The organism is Caproiciproducens sp. MSJ-32 (assembly GCF_018918055.1).
Classification (GTDB): domain Bacteria; phylum Bacillota; class Clostridia; order Clostridiales; family Clostridiaceae; genus Clostridium.
In genome coordinates, this window is record NZ_JAHLPS010000102.1 from 1 (window position 1) to 15,034 (window position 15,034).

14 protein-coding genes are annotated in these 15,034 nt (G+C 30.2%); all 14 read right to left on the minus strand.

Annotated elements, in window-relative coordinates; genetic code table 11:
* Positions 1-282: 282 nt before the first annotated feature.
* The 14 genes from KQI16_RS11025 to KQI16_RS11090 all read right to left on the minus strand — a co-directional run bounded on the left by KQI16_RS11025 (position 283) and on the right by KQI16_RS11090 (position 14,731).
* Positions 283-1,296: an ATP-binding cassette domain-containing protein gene (locus KQI16_RS11025; protein WP_119865979.1), complete on the minus strand. Its 1,014-nt coding sequence runs from the start codon at positions 1,294-1,296 to the stop codon at positions 283-285.
* Positions 1,289-1,990, minus strand: a complete 702-nt coding sequence (locus KQI16_RS11030) for a GTP-binding protein (RefSeq protein WP_216434439.1) — start codon at positions 1,988-1,990, stop codon at positions 1,289-1,291. The genes KQI16_RS11025 and KQI16_RS11030 overlap by 8 nt, the downstream gene beginning before the upstream one ends.
* A gap of 3 nt (positions 1,991-1,993) precedes the next feature.
* The gene (locus KQI16_RS11035; protein WP_216434442.1) at positions 1,994-3,205 is read right to left on the minus strand and encodes an ABC transporter substrate-binding protein; all 1,212 of its coding nucleotides are present in this window, start codon (positions 3,203-3,205) and stop codon (positions 1,994-1,996) included.
* 142 nt (positions 3,206-3,347) lie between these two features.
* Positions 3,348-3,998, minus strand: a complete 651-nt coding sequence (locus KQI16_RS11040; protein ID WP_216434444.1) for an FMN-dependent NADH-azoreductase — start codon at positions 3,996-3,998, stop codon at positions 3,348-3,350.
* Positions 3,999-4,091: 93 nt separating this feature from the next.
* A complete protein-coding gene (locus KQI16_RS11045) occupies positions 4,092-4,727 on the minus strand; it encodes an HAD family hydrolase (RefSeq protein WP_216434447.1) in 636 nt (211 codons plus the stop codon).
* Between the two features lie 145 nt (positions 4,728-4,872).
* Positions 4,873-5,514, minus strand: coding sequence for a deoxyribose-phosphate aldolase (gene deoC / locus KQI16_RS11050; RefSeq protein ID WP_216434449.1), 642 nt, complete (start codon positions 5,512-5,514; stop codon positions 4,873-4,875).
* A gap of 48 nt (positions 5,515-5,562) precedes the next feature.
* Positions 5,563-5,781, minus strand: a complete 219-nt coding sequence (locus KQI16_RS11055; protein ID WP_216434451.1) for a hypothetical protein — start codon at positions 5,779-5,781, stop codon at positions 5,563-5,565.
* 63 nt (positions 5,782-5,844) lie between these two features.
* The gene (nagA, locus tag KQI16_RS11060) at positions 5,845-7,086 is read right to left on the minus strand and encodes an N-acetylglucosamine-6-phosphate deacetylase (protein WP_216434453.1); all 1,242 of its coding nucleotides are present in this window, start codon (positions 7,084-7,086) and stop codon (positions 5,845-5,847) included.
* A gap of 107 nt (positions 7,087-7,193) precedes the next feature.
* Positions 7,194-8,384 (minus strand): phosphopentomutase, encoded by a 1,191-nt coding sequence (locus KQI16_RS11065; protein WP_216434455.1) that lies wholly within the window; start codon positions 8,382-8,384, stop codon positions 7,194-7,196.
* A gap of 360 nt (positions 8,385-8,744) precedes the next feature.
* Positions 8,745-9,503, minus strand: a complete 759-nt coding sequence (locus KQI16_RS11070; RefSeq protein ID WP_119865989.1) for a MurR/RpiR family transcriptional regulator — start codon at positions 9,501-9,503, stop codon at positions 8,745-8,747.
* Positions 9,493-10,257 carry a MurR/RpiR family transcriptional regulator gene (locus tag KQI16_RS11075; protein WP_119865990.1) on the minus strand — a complete coding sequence of 255 codons (765 nt, stop codon included), beginning with the start codon at positions 10,255-10,257 and terminating at the stop codon, positions 9,493-9,495. Before KQI16_RS11075 ends, KQI16_RS11070 begins: the two co-directional genes overlap by 11 nt.
* Positions 10,258-10,399: 142 nt before the next feature.
* On the minus strand, positions 10,400-11,737 hold the full coding sequence (locus KQI16_RS11080; protein WP_216434457.1) for a 6-phospho-alpha-glucosidase: 1,338 nt from the start codon (positions 11,735-11,737) through the stop codon (positions 10,400-10,402).
* 889 nt (positions 11,738-12,626) lie between these two features.
* Positions 12,627-13,136, minus strand: a complete 510-nt coding sequence (locus KQI16_RS11085) for a hypothetical protein (RefSeq protein ID WP_236906202.1) — start codon at positions 13,134-13,136, stop codon at positions 12,627-12,629.
* 11 nt (positions 13,137-13,147) lie between these two features.
* Positions 13,148-14,731, minus strand: a complete 1,584-nt coding sequence (locus KQI16_RS11090; protein ID WP_216434459.1) for an alpha-glucoside-specific PTS transporter subunit IIBC — start codon at positions 14,729-14,731, stop codon at positions 13,148-13,150.
* Positions 14,732-15,034: the final 303 nt, after the last annotated feature.

Here is a 15,034-nt window from a genome sequence, read left to right on the forward strand (position 1 = left end):
CATTCTCCTTTGTTATGTTTTGTGTGAGAACTTAATTATAACAAAGTGGTGCATAAATGTTTTTATTTTTTATTAATTTTTGTATGGTAATTTATTCATGTGTTTTTGCTCGTTTATAGTATTATATATTAATTTGTATTAAAACCCCAAATTTTTAATAATATTACATAATGATAAAATAAAAAACTCTCCTGCTTTTACACAAGAGAGTTAAATCTATCCCTATACAACTCCACACTACTAACTCCACACTCCTAACTACTAACTCCTAACTCCACACTCCTAACTGTCTAAGGAAATTTTTTCTCCTCTTCTCAGCTTTGCCCTCATATTATTTATTAGCTCATCCATCTTTTCAAGCTCTGCTAATACTGCTTTTTCTTCTTTATCTGTTTCGATTATTTTATGAATTCCACCATTTTTAATTACTATTCTTTTATCTGCTATAAGGGCAAGACTTGGATCATGAGTTGCCATAAGAACTATTTTTTCTTCACTTACTAGAAGATTTAGGGCCCTTTTTCTATCTATACCTGCATTTTCAATTTCATCTATTAAAACTATTGGAGAAGTACTTAATATGGCTGTATCAGCTATCATTAAAGCCCTTGATTGACCTCCGCTTAATCTTGTTATTGGAGTATCTAAATCAAACTTTTCTCCAGCTAATTCATTAGCAGCAGATATTATTTTTTCTATAACTTCCTCTTCATTTTCTATCATTCTGCTCTTAGCATGAAGTTCTAAAAATTCCCTTACTGTAAGATCCATTACAAAATTCATATTTTGAGATAACTGAGCAACCAGCTTATTGCTTGTAGAAAATCTAAGGCTTGGGTCCGCCTTTTCTCCATTTAGTAGAATAGTTCTTCCAGTAGGAGTATCTTTATTAGCAGCCCATTCTATATCTGCAAGAAGCCTGCTCTTTCCTGAACCTGTTGGTCCTACAATTGAAATAATTTCACTTTTTTTAATAACCAGTTCTGTAAAGTTTTCTGGATTACCACTCTTGTCTTTTCCTGCAAGTATGGTAATAGAATCTACTCTTTCTTTATCTAGTCCTAAAAATTCAATCATTTGATTAAGATATAATTCTAAGTCAGCCTTAATTTTATCTATATCTATTGCCCATTCCTCAAGATCTTCTGCTGTAAAATGATTTAAATATTCTTCTAGGCTGTAATCTTTAAAATCCTCCACATCTAACTTATTATTTTCAAAAAAGGATAAAATGAAAGGATATTTGTTTTCCAATTCTCTTATTTTTTGCTTTTCTAATTCCTTTATCTTAATCATTATTATCACCTATTTGTATCTTTCTTACATTTCCCATTTGATATTCTGAGCCTATTCTTGTTTCTCCTAGGCAGTAAGAGCATAAGGCTGAAGGCATTGGGAACTTTAATTGTTTACCCCTAACTGTATCAATATTTAAATTCTCATCATATATCAAAGTGCTAAGTTCATAGGCCCCTTGACCTGTAAGACCATTTACAAAGATAATTATTGCTTGAGGATTTACAGAATTTACCCTTGAGGCAAAAACTTCCCTTTCAGCCTGAGAAACAATATCTCCCTTTGTAATTACTATAATATCAGCAGTTTTAAGCATTGGACCAATCTTTTTAGGAGTGTTTATTCCACTTAAATTGTCTATTACACATACTGCCTTTATTCCCTTTATATATGGAGAGCATCTATTACAAAGACCAGCACTTTCAGTAATTAATAAATCTAGCTTTTCACTTATTCCCCAGTTTACCACTTCTTCAATATTGCTTGCAAAATAGTGATCTGGACATAAAGATCCTGATAGGCCCTTTTTCACTGGAATACCAGATTTTTCATATAATAGGTCATCATCTGTATAAAGGCAGTCAAATTTAACTACTCCTACAGATAGCCCCCTACTCTTTATTGATTCGATAGTCTTTAATATTACAGAAGTTTTTCCTGAAGATGGAGGACCTGATACATTAACTAAATTCATCTATTATTCCCCCTTAACACTATTGTAGAATATATCTTCGCATTTCTTAATTAAGCTTGAAATATCATTTTCCTTGATAAAATCCCAGCCAAGCCACATATACCTGTTTTCCTTTGGAAGCATATTATCAACTTCTGGATTAACGCTTGGGAATTTTCCTTGATGGGCTAAAATTTCTCCCACTTCTTTTCCTGCAAAGAAATCAACTATAGGCTTTAATTCTTCCTTCTTTTCTTTCTTAGTAAGCATAAATACCGGGCTTATAATAGCACCTTCTCTTGGCCATACTGCTGTCATTGGGCCGCCTTCTTTAACCATCCAAGTAAAGAAATAAGGCATAATAGTTATTACGGGCTTATCTCCAAGCTTAATATGTGATTTTACCATTTCTGCTGGATGCATGCTTCTCTTTAGATTTCTGGCTAATCTTTTAATACCATCTTCTCCAAATCTTCTAAAGATATTTAGTAAGATAGAATTAAATAAATCTAGGTCCTTCATTGGTAAACTTATGCTATTTTCAAATTCATCCTGTAAAATATCTTCCCAACTTTCAGGTGCCTTTCTTCCTTTTAGCTCATCTTTGTTAACTAAAAATATTGCTGGGACAACTGATAAAATTGAATATTGTCCATTAGGATCCTTTAAATTTATATAATCATTATTAAAGTCCCTATTATAATTTTCTATACCTGTTATATCTTCAAAAAGATTTTCTGCCTTATATTTACCAAATAAATTTTTATCAAAGAATATATCAAAGCCTGCTGATATAAACATATCTGGCAGCTTTTCTACAGCATCATTTTTAAGCTCTTCAATTATCCAATCTACTCCCATTGAAGCAGCCTTTAATTCATATTCTAAATTATAAGGTAAATTACTTTCCTTAATAAATTTTTCAAAAGCTTCATTTAAAGGCACTTTAACCGGACAAGGCAATACTCCAGCAATCTTTATATTTTTATTATTGTCCTTCTTTTCCTTAATTTCATCTTCTTCAATTTTTTCTACTAAATTATTAACAAAGCTTTCTAGATTAATTTTTTTTAACTTTAAGGCATTTTCTAAAGTAACTGCCTTTCCAAAAGTCTTTCTGGCATTTTCATCCTTTATATTATCAAAACCTGCAGCAACTAATAAATTAATGGCAGCTGGATATTTTTCTGTAATATCATATAAACTATCTTTTATATTAAAATATTTGTTCTCCATTTTACTTCTCCCCCACAATAAAATATATAAACATTTTACACATTATTTACCAAAAAATCTGTAACTTTCGTTACAATTATTCTTTAAAGCTTGCAAATATAAATTTAAACTAAAAAAGAGGCTGTATCAGCCTCTTTTTGCACTACTCCCTCCACACTTCTCCAATAACATTATCTATTTTCTCAACAGCCTTTTCTATAGCCTTCCTTCTTTCTTCTTCGCTATTTCCTGTTCCATCTACTAAGAGTTCTTGGAACCTCTTTATTCCCATCATTTTTACTAAATCTTCTACATAATTTAAGCCCCTATTTAAAACTGGCCTTAACATCCATGGAATTTTTCCTCCAGAAGATTGAACATAGATCATTCCTCTTGGCTTATCATCTAATAAGCCCTTAACCTTATCATCAGTAATACTTATTGTTTTTCCATTCATAATCACACAGTCTAAATATTCCTTAAGAGGAGATGGGAAAGATAAACTCCACATTGGAGCAGCTATAACATACATATCTGCTTCTTTAAATTGGTCTGTTAGTTTAACTATTTTATGTATTTCTTCTTGTTGATGAGGAGGCAGATCCTTAAAAGCTTCTTCCTTTATTAAAGCATTTCTTCCCTCAAAATATTGATATTCTAATCTTGGAATATGGCATTTATAAAGGTCTAATTCCTCCAGAGTAAAGTCAGGATATATGCTTAAAAATCTATTGACTACTGCCCTTCCAACTGTTTTACAAGATGACATTTCTTCTGGCTTTGAGTTAACTGTGATATACAATAATTTTTTCATAAATTTCACCTCTACTAATTAAAAATATTATCTTTTAATTAGTATCTTCTTAATTTATAAAAAAATTCTTTTAAAAATCAAATAAGTATAAATTTAATTCAAGATTTTTCTAGCAATATCTTTAAGTTCTTCAAAGGAATTAATAGAATATTCTGCATCCCTTACAGTACCAAAGCCATATTTTGCATGTACAAAAGGAACTCCTGCAAGTTTAGCTGCCTTATAATCTCCTTCTGTATCTCCTAAATAAAGAGCTTTATCTAAATTATTTCTCTTTACAACAAGTTCTATATTTTTATCTTTATTTAATTTTGTTCTTCCTGCATTTTCATAATCTTTAAAATAGGAGCGTAATTTATAAAAGTCTAAAAAGTCTTGGATATAACCATCCTGGCAGTTACTTACTATAAAAAGTTCATAGTCTTTTTTCAATTCTTCTAAGTTTTCTATAAGTTTTGGAAATAATACTCCACCCTTTTCCCTTATAATTTTTTCTTCTTCCTCAAAGCATTTTTTCATAATTTCCATAGCCCTTTCTTCTGTAACCTTATTAAATAGAGTTACCGCAATTTCCTTTGGAGTTTTTCCCATAACAGATCTTACATCCTCTATGGTTAATTTGAAATCTATATCTTCACATTCTTCTATAGCTTTATTCCAACCTTCAGTTATTTGTGGGCATGAATCCCACAGAGTTCCATCTAAATCAAATATTATTCCTTTTTTCATCATTTTTCCTCCTACTAGTCCTTAAATTAAAATTTCAATCGTACATCTATATTTATTATACCCCAAGGAATAGTTATATGAAACCAAATGCTGTAAAATAAGCTGATCTATTCCTTTTAAAGAATATAATCAGCTTATTTTTATTTTATTTATTTTTTTCTATATTTAAAACTACTGGAGTAGAGCGATATCCCATTCCCATACGGTCGATTCCTAAATCAATAAGCTCTAAAAAATGTTCCCTTGTTCTAATACAACCTGAGCCCTTAATTTTACAGCGTCCCTTTGCAGCTTCCATCATAACCTTTATTACTTCTACTGTAGCTCCCTTACTCTCTCCTCCTGTATAAAAACCTGTAGAAGTCTTTACAAAATCTGACCCAGCATTACATGCCACATCTGTTGCCTTTGCAACCTCTTCTAAGCTTAAAACATCTGTTTCAAGAATCACTTTTACTGCTACTCCATATTTATGGCATACATCACAAACTGCCCTTATGTCTTCCTCAACTTTGTCCCATTTTCCACTTCTTATCCAGCCATAATTTGCAACCACATCTAGTTCATATACATCTCCGCTCTTACATATTTCCTCTGCCTGCATAACCTTAGATTTTGTAGTTGAAGTTCCAAAAGGAAAATCACATACTACACATATTTTTGTTTCTGTACCCCTTGTCATTTCACGAGCTATATCTAAAGAAGATGGGTTAATACATACAGTTTTACATCCAAAGTCTATTCCTTCTTGAATATATTTTCTAATCTCCTCCCCTTTATTAACCATATAATATAAATATACATATTTATATTAATATATTTACAGGAATCCACTCTAATATATTCCATAAAAAATCACTTTATCTTCTTTAATAGTTATTCTGCCTTCTTCTTCTAATTTTTCAAGATAAAGATGAATATTTTCTCCAACCTTAATTGTTTTTCCCTCTCTAAATTCTACATCATTTTTAAAGTAAACATTCTCAAGGTCATCTAAAGTAATTCCTTCTTTGTGTCTTTCTAATAATCTTATTATTTCTTGTTCAAAATTCATTGCATCTCCCCCTTTTTATACCTTCTATTAATTATTCTATAAATCTTTTAAAATTCCTTTATTTTAAAAATAAATTTCCCCCCTAATAATTGTATATATTAAATTAAAGTCATTATCAATTATTAACAAATCAGCATCTTTATTTACAGCTATGCTTCCCTTTCTATCAAAAACATTTATGTATTTAGCTGGATTTATACTTGCCATTTTTATAATATCAAAGATATCTACTTTTGAATGTTTTATAATATTTTTTACCGAATCAATATATCCCATTTCAATATCCTTAACATTTTCATACAAACTATTATCTATTATTTCTTCCTTGCCATCAGCATGTTTAATCATTAATCCATCTTTATGAGGTATAAGGGTTATCTTTCTGATATAATGATGAAAAGGCTTATTAGTTTTTGCTAATCCGCTGCAGTCTGTAGATAGAATTATTTTATCACTAGTTTTTATTCTTAAAGCAATATCAAAAGCTTCATGTTTTACTGTTAAGCCAGTTTGCTTAGCAAACTCACAATACATATCATCAAAATATAGGGCAGCTCCAGCTACTCCTAATTCCCTATGATGAAAAGCTTTCATTCCACTAAAAGTATGAGTAAATCCGCTAAAACCATATTTCTTCATCTCTTTAATTTTATCAAAGCTTGCTCCAGAATGCCCAATTGAAAGCTGTATTCCTTTTTCTCTACAAAATTCTGCTACTTCCTTAGCTCCATCCAACTCTGGTGCCATGGTCATCAACTTTATTAAATCTTTTGACTTCTGCCTATTATAAAAAGCCTTCATAATATCCAAATTAGGAGCTATGCAGCTTTCTTCTTTTTGCATTCCCCTATATTCTTTACTTATAAATGGCCCTTCTAAATGAAGTCCTAGCATTTCGGCTCCCTTCTGCTTTGATTCATATATTTTATTAGCTTCATCTATTGCTTTTAGAAGTTCTTCTAGGTCATCTGTTACTGTTGTTGGAAGAAATGATGTTACCCCTGTCTTAGGAAGATGTTTTTGCATTTCTAAAATTGATTCTGCTGTCTTTTCAAACCAAAATGATCCTGTTCCCCATCCATGAATGTGATTATCTATAAAACCTGGAATAATAATAAAATCTGAATAATCAATAATTTCCTCATCATCTTCCCAGCCTAATACCCTTACAATATAATTACTTAAGTAATCTTTTGTTAATTCATAATCCAGTTCAGCTATATCAGTAATTATTGAATCTTTAACTTTAATAAATCCACTTATTTTTTTATCTTCTAAATATATATTTTTAGAGTAAATTATCATGCATATCTCCCCCTTAATTTTAATTTTTAGTTTTTACAAAGGACATAAACTTTATAAAAATAAGTTCTACACCCCTTCTTTGGTGCAGAACTTATTTTTAATAAATATTATACAAGTTTATCTAATACTGAATATCCTATTGTATTTTCTGGCATCTTTAAGCCAAAGTTATCTACAATTGTAGCTCCTACAACTGCAAAGGTATCTGCAGTTTCCATTAAACCGCTTTCCTTCATTGATGGAGAATAAGCTATAAATGGAACATGTTCACGAGTATGATCTGTACCAGAATATGTTGGGTCATTACCATGATCTGCTGTGATTATTAATAAATCATCTTCCTTTAATTTTTCTAATAGTTTACCTAAATTTACATCAAATTTTTCTAATTCTTCAGCATATCCAACTGGATTTCTTCTATGTCCCCATAGGGCATCAAAGTCAACTAGATTAACAAAGCATAAACCATTAAAGTCCTTATCTGCGATTTCTAAAGTTTGTTCCATGCCATGAACTGAACTCTTAGACTTATGAGCTTCTGTTATACCTTCTCCATCATATATATCATTGATTTTTCCAACAGATATTACATCATATCCATTTTCCTTTAAAGTATTTAGTGCAGTTTTCCCAAATGGTTTTAAAGCATAATCATGTCTATTGCTTGTACGTTTAAATTCACCCTTTTTCATTCCAACATATGGTCTTGCAATAACACGACCTACTTTCCATTCATCTTTAAGAGTTAATTCTCTAGCAATTTCACAACATCTATAAAGTTCATCTAAACCAAAAGTTTCTTCATGACCACAAATTTGTAATACTGAATCTGCTGAAGTATATACTATCATATCTCCAGTCTTAATTTGATGTTCACCAAGCTCATCTAAAATTTCGGTACCGCTTGCACTTTTGTTACCAACAATTTTATGACCAGTTCTTTTTTCTAATTCATCTAATAATTCTTTAGGAAAACCTGTATCAGTAAAAGTTTTGAAAGGGGTTTCAATTTTGAGTCCCATCATTTCCCAATGACCAGTCATTGTATCTTTTCCTAAACTTGCTTCTTTCATTTTCATAAAGTGTGCTAAAGGTTTTTCTACTGGTGGAACATTTTTAATAGGATGTAAATTTGCTATACCTAACTTTTGAAGGTTTGGTATGTTAAGCTTTTCTACTGATTCAGCTATATGCCCAAGAGTATCTACTCCAATATCTCCGTACTTTTCAGAATCATCCATTGCTCCAACACCAAGAGAATCTATAACTATTGTAAAAATTCTTTTATACTTTCCCATAACTTCTCCTTTCTAATTAAAAAAATATTTTATTTGTATATATTCATTATATCATTTTTTGCAATATTAACCTAGTATATGCAGAATTTTGCGAAAAAATTTTTTTATTATTTAGCAGCTCTTCCTATGTGAAATAAAAGAATTATCAAAAATTGATAAAAGAACAACAAGGGCTAATGCTGATATTATTTTTAATTTCGCTAATTTAGAAATACCTATTAATTGTAACTTTATTTTTATTTACGAAAATAATTAATGGCTAATTTATGATATTACTAATTTAAAAGCTGGAGAAGGAAGCATAACAAATTATATTTAATTAATAAAAAAGTGTAGCAGAAAAAAACTGATACACTCTTTTTATTTCTTATTATTCTTATACTGCATATATTTCAATAATAAAAATTCATTTATCACAAAAAATTGGGATACTGTAAAAACCTCTAAATCTTCATCAATTTTTCCTACACAATGGGAATGATATTGAATGCTTATATCGCTTAATTGGGATAATTTATTATTACCAACCTTGGTAATTGATACAATTTTTACTCCCCTCTCCTTTAACTTTATAGCAAAGTTATTAATCAAGTTATTATCACCTGAAAGAGAGAATAAGAAAACCAAATCATTTTCCTTAAAATATTTTCCTATTATATAAAGCTCGTCTTTTCCTTCTAATACATTTATCAACTTCCCTACTGTAAGGAAATTTCTTTTTAATTCAACTGCTGCATTAGTTTGTACAGCTCCTGTACCATAGGCATAGATTTTATTAGCCTTTTCCATCATTGAAAAAAGTTCTGTAAAATCTTCCTTCTTTAAAAGGTCCATTGTTTTAATATAATCCTTATAGGTATTATCAATTTCCTCTTCATTGAAGGAGTAATTATCCTTATTCCCCCACTTTAAATATATCTTAAGCTCACTATAGCCTTCTAAACCTAACTTTTGGGCAAATCTTAATATAGTTGTATGAGAAACATTACAATTGCTGGCTAACTCCTGCATTGACATAGAACTACAAGCTTCTTTATGACTTAGAATATAATTCCAAATATATAAATCATTTTCATTAAGTTTTTTATAGTTTTTATATATTAAATCTTCAATTTTCATTTCTCCAGCCTCCTATATATTCAACATACTTTAAAAATAAAATCTCAATTAATATAAAATAAGAGGTAAGAGATTTATATTCCATAACATCCAAAACTTCAGGAAATGTAACAGATGATATATATAAATTAAAGTTACTTAATTGTGATAAGGAATTTTCCTTCAACTGAGTAATAGATATAATAGGTATATTCTTTACATTTAGCTTCTTTGCCAGCTCTAAAATAAATTCATTCTCTCCTGAAACTGAAATTATTATAAAAATATCTTCTGAAGCTGCACTATTTAAGGCATACTCAGCCTCCTTATAGCCGCTTACATCATAAAGGGTTTTTCCTGCCATCATAAATACGCGCCTTAATTCCTTTTTAATTGAAGATTGTATCATTCCAACGCCATATACATATATATTTCTTGCATCATCAATAGCCTTAAATATTTCTGTACAGTCTTTTTCCCTTATATTTTGTATAACCTTTTCATAATTGCTGCAAACTAAATCAACATTATAAGTATTTTCCTTTGTAACTTCGTTATCTAATTTTAAATATAATTTTAATTCACTATAGCCTTTTAAAGATATCTTTTTAGCAAATCTAAGTATTGTTGATCTGGAAACATTACATTTAGATGCTAATTGGTCAATTGATAAATTTTCACATTCTTTTCTATGCTTTGATATATAATTCCAGATATAAAAGTCATTTTCACTAAGCTGATTATAATTTTTATTCACCAATTCATCTAATTTCATAATTTGCCCCATCTTTCCTAAAGAATTTTAATATTTATACATTATTTAAATTTTACATTAATTTATAATTTTTGTCTAATAAATGAAAAAGAGAGTTAATCCTATTTCTAGGTCAACTCTCCAAAACTTGTCTTATTTTTGATTATTTTAATTCTGGCCAGTATCCTTTGTTTGCTTCTATTAAATCATCTAAGATTAATTTTGCAACCTTTGCACTTGGTACAGTCTTAGATAAAGTAATCGCTTGCCACAATTTTTGATAGCTTCCTTCTATCCATGCTTCAACAACTAGCTTTTCTACGCTTACTTGTTGTTCCATTAATCCCTTTTGGAATTGAGGAATAGCTCCTTGACAGATCTTTTCATATCCATTCTTTCCCACTATACATGGAATTTCAACCATTGCTGTTCTATCAAAGTTTTCAATTGCCCCTTCATTAGGTACTATTAATAAAAATCTTTCTAATGTATTCTTAGCTATTGCACAAGCTAGATCTACTATATAAGTTGCATGGGCATCAGCTTCAAAACCACCTTCTATTTTGCTTGTACCTTTTTCAATTATTTCTTTACATATTCCAAATACATATTTTTCTCTTCCATCCATAACTTCATTTGCTCTTGTGTATTCTGGATTAGAATGTTCTACTACATAATCTGGGAATAAGTAATATTTTAAATAAGTATTTGGTATTGTTGATGGATCAACAGCATATACATCTTTAACCTTTCTAAATGTTTCCATCCAGCTTTCATCTACGTGTTGATTTGTATCTGATAGGGCATCCGCAAATCCATTTCTTGCTACATGTTCTTTTATTTTTGGCATTAAGTCATTTCCATCTTTATCATAGATTTTTGTCCACCATCCAAAGTGGTTTAAGCCATAGTAAGATACCTGCATTTCCTTTCTTGATTTTAGTCCACATATACGAGCCATTTTTTCTTCTAGGTCTATTGGCATATCACAAATATTTAATATCTTTGAGTTTGGTCTTAATCTTCTTGTTGCTTCTGCTACAATTGCTGCTGGATTTGAATAGTTTAACATCCATGCATTTGGTGAGTATTTTTCCATGTAGTCAAGAATTTCTAATACCCCTCCTATAGAACGCATTCCGTAAGCTATTCCTCCAGGACCACAAGTTTCTTGTCCAACTACTCCATATTTTAGAGGAATCTTTTCATCCTTTTCACGCATTTCATATTTACCAACACGAATATGAGCTAATACGAAATCTATATCAGTAAAGGCTTTCTCTGGATCTGTTGTATATGAGAAGTCTATATCTGGAGCATTTTCCTTTATATAAATTTCACAAGCCTTTGCTACTATTTCTTGCCTTTCTGCATCATTATCATAGAATTTTATTGAACGGATTGGAAATCTATCTAGATTATCTAGTAACATTAATACTATTCCAGGTGTAAATGTACTTCCTCCGCCAGCAACTGTTATTGAATACTTTTTGTTTTCCATTTTTAATTCCTCCTATTTATGTAAATTTAAATTTTTTCTGTCTATGCTTACATATTACACTCGCTGAAAACCGATTACAATAGATTGGAAACCTTTAGAGAATAGGTCTATACATCTGTTTCTTTTAACATTTTCTGTGACTTTTCACACAGATCATTTAGTGTGGAGTTTGGAGTGTAGAGTTTGGAGTGTGGAGTTTGGAGTGTGGAGTGTAGAGTTTGGAGTGTGGAGTGTGGAGTGTGAAATGAAAGAATGTTTTCAGTTATAGATTAATAATTCTCAATTTCTGCATACTAAAAAGCTGCATAAAGAAGTACTAGGCTCGGAATAACTACTATGTAAAGAGTTTTAGCAGAACTCGCTACGATCAGACAAACCTAAGACTCTAAGTCATATTGGAGCAAAATTGTAAATAGTGTTATTATAATATTAAGTAATTACCAAAAATTACAATGAATTGTAAACTAACTATTTGTGAAGGGAGAAGGTTTTTATTAAATTTAAATATTCTATTTCAAAATCTATATTAATAATTTTCCTTTTAGGCATTACTTTTTTCTTGGAAATAAATATAGCGAATATAAGCAACATAAGGAAGATATGGAGTTTTTTCTTAATAGAATATACTTTGAATTATAATATTTTCTGGCATGGATTTGAATTTTTTGATAATTGTTTAAAATACTTATATGTTTATAATTTTTGCCACATGCAAGAACAGACATTCTCATCAGAACAATGTTTTATTATTTTTTTAATAAGTATTTCCATAAAGTTTTAGGTGGGCTATAAAATTAAAAACGAGTGATTTATAATATTAAATATAAAAATACTACGATAAATAGGATATATGAAATAAGCATATCCTATTTATCGTAGCCTTGTTATTTTAAATATTAATTCTCATCATAGCAAAGGAGCATATACTAGCTAAAGCAATAATAAAAACACTGCCTGAAATAGTTATTAAAAACCCTTTTGTAAGCTTCTTTTTAAAGCTGTTTATAATGTTTATCTTGTAGACCTTTAATGTTTTATATAGTATAAAGACAAATAATGCAATGAATAATATATTTTGTAATAAAAGCTCTGCTAATAAAATTAGGACTAAATTCACTACTGCATATTCAACATCATTATTATTGATTTTATTGTGCATAACTTTTAATAAATAAGCTATAAAAGGGTTTATCATAGAAACTAGAAACACTATACTAAACTCTGGATTATTTGTAATTGCTTCCGATATAGTTAATCCAATAGTTGTAGCTTTTAAGGATAAATACATAATACTTATAAAGGGAGACACTAAAAGAATTAACTTTAAAATATCAAAGTATTTATTTAATGTTTCTATCTCTTTTTTATTTATTTTCTGCATTGTTTTTACCTTGCTCATTTATTCCTCTCCTAAACTAAAGCTTCATTTTCACTATTTAATAAGTTTTCAAAATCCTCTCTTACTTGAGGTACTTTTAGTCCAATAATAACTTGGAAGGACTTACCGTTAACAGAGCAGCCATGAGCCCCAATTGATTTAAAGTAAGTGTCATCCTTACATAAAGTTTCATCCTTAACATTTACTCTAAGTCGGGTTGCACAGTTTGTAACATCAACAATATTGTCCTTTCCACCTAATCCTTCTAAAATTAGCTTTATAAATTCTGCCTTGCTTTCTCCATTTTTAGCATTTTTCTTTTCTCTATATTCTGCCTTAGAACGGAATTTAATATCTTCATCATCTTCCCTTCCTGGAGTCTTAACATCAAATTTTTCTATTAAAAATTTAAATACTACAAACCAAATTCCTGTGAATACTAATCCAATTACAAGCATTAATAAGTATTCTTTCCAGTGATTTCCCATTAATGGTATCCAGTTTAATGATGCCATTTCTATAACACCACCAGCATGAATTCCTACAATACCTGCAAGATACATAACAGTTGAAAGAGTTGCTGCCAATAAAGCATGTACACCAAATAACCATGGAGCAACAAATAAGAATGTAAATTCAATAGGTTCAGTAACACCACAGAAGATTGAAGTTAAAGTAATTGGTATTAAAAGACCTAATATCTTCTTTCTCTTTTCTGGTTTTGCAGTTACATAGAATGCAAGGGCTATACCCGGAACACCAAAGATTTTTGAAAAGCCTGTTGATGAAAACCCTGCTTCTGGTACTAAAGATCTTAAAGAAGCAGTTGATGCTGCAATCTCTGGTAAATTATTTGCCCAGTAAGAATATAAGCCTCCTTGAACTACTACGTTATCATACCAGAATGGAGAATATAAAATATGATGTAATCCAAATGGTATTAATATACGTTCTAAGAATACAAATACCCAAACTCCAAAAGCTCCTGCATTCTTAATAAAGCCTTGGAAAGCTGCCATTCCTAACTGAACTTTAGGCCATATAAATGCAGCTAAAACAGCAACAGGTATCATTACAAAGAAACCAATCATAAAGATAAAAGTTGAACCACTAAAAGTTCCTAACCATTCAGGTAATTCTGTGTCAAAGTAACGATTGTGAAGATAAATAACAATTCCTGAAATAAGTAGGGCTCCAATCATTCCCATGTCTAAGGTTTTGATATTTGCTATCATAGTAAGACCGCTTGTCCCACCTACTTCTTGAGCAAAATCAACACCAAAGAAAGTTCCCCATTGAGCAAGTATTGTGCTTAAGAAATAATGGAAAGCTAAATATAGAACTAGAGCTTCCATAGCACATCTTGCATTTTGCTTCTTAGCCATTCCGATAGGTAAACCAACTACGAATAATAGCGGTAATTGATTAAATACGGTCCACCCACCTTGTAATACTACATTCCAACATTGATACCAAAAACTATCTGGAGCTGCTAATGATCCCATTATTGTTTCAGTTGTAAATAAGGTACCCACTCCAATTACAGTACCTGCAAAAGCAAATAATAGTACCGGGGTGAACATTGCACCTCCAAATTTTTGAATTTTCTGCATCATAACTATCCTCTTCCCTTCTTTTTTAATTTTTAATAGTAGTTATAGATAATAGCTTTATCAAATCTATCAATTTGATAAGTAAATGTTATCAGAGTTCTTTTTGAGGCTCAATACGTTTTCATGCTTTAGGTAAAGGGTTTCTCCTTCTATTAAATTGAACATTTTTTGAAATTTCTCACAGGATAATCGAGTAGGAGCTGAATAATTATTTTATTCAGCGTCCTCTCACACCACCGTGCGTACCGTTCGGTACACGGCGGTTCAATAGAAATTAATGTACAAATGAATAAATTTCAGATATTG

Bases quoted from the DNA above. Each gene is read 5' to 3' on its own strand.
- KQI16_RS11070 (WP_119865989.1), bottom strand. From the start codon at position 9,503: ATGAAAATTGAAGATTTAATATATAAAAACTATAAAAAACTTAATGAA.
- nagA (WP_216434453.1), bottom strand. From the start codon at position 7,086: ATGATAATTTACTCTAAAAATATATATTTAGAAGATAAAAAAATAAGT.
- KQI16_RS11075 (WP_119865990.1), bottom strand. From the start codon at position 10,257: ATGAAATTAGATGAATTGGTGAATAAAAATTATAATCAGCTTAGTGAA.
- KQI16_RS11035 (WP_216434442.1), bottom strand. From the start codon at position 3,205: ATGGAGAACAAATATTTTAATATAAAAGATAGTTTATATGATATTACA.
- KQI16_RS11085 (WP_236906202.1), bottom strand. From the start codon at position 13,136: ATGAGCAAGGTAAAAACAATGCAGAAAATAAATAAAAAAGAGATAGAA.
- deoC (WP_216434449.1), bottom strand. From the start codon at position 5,514: ATGGTTAATAAAGGGGAGGAGATTAGAAAATATATTCAAGAAGGAATA.
- KQI16_RS11040 (WP_216434444.1), bottom strand. From the start codon at position 3,998: ATGAAAAAATTATTGTATATCACAGTTAACTCAAAGCCAGAAGAAATG.
- KQI16_RS11080 (WP_216434457.1), bottom strand. From the start codon at position 11,737: ATGGAAAACAAAAAGTATTCAATAACAGTTGCTGGCGGAGGAAGTACA.
- KQI16_RS11055 (WP_216434451.1), bottom strand. From the start codon at position 5,781: ATGAATTTTGAACAAGAAATAATAAGATTATTAGAAAGACACAAAGAA.
- KQI16_RS11045 (WP_216434447.1), bottom strand. From the start codon at position 4,727: ATGAAAAAAGGAATAATATTTGATTTAGATGGAACTCTGTGGGATTCA.
- KQI16_RS11090 (WP_216434459.1), bottom strand. From the start codon at position 14,731: ATGATGCAGAAAATTCAAAAATTTGGAGGTGCAATGTTCACCCCGGTA.
- KQI16_RS11025 (WP_119865979.1), bottom strand. From the start codon at position 1,296: ATGATTAAGATAAAGGAATTAGAAAAGCAAAAAATAAGAGAATTGGAA.
- KQI16_RS11065 (WP_216434455.1), bottom strand. From the start codon at position 8,384: ATGGGAAAGTATAAAAGAATTTTTACAATAGTTATAGATTCTCTTGGT.
- KQI16_RS11030 (WP_216434439.1), bottom strand. From the start codon at position 1,990: ATGAATTTAGTTAATGTATCAGGTCCTCCATCTTCAGGAAAAACTTCT.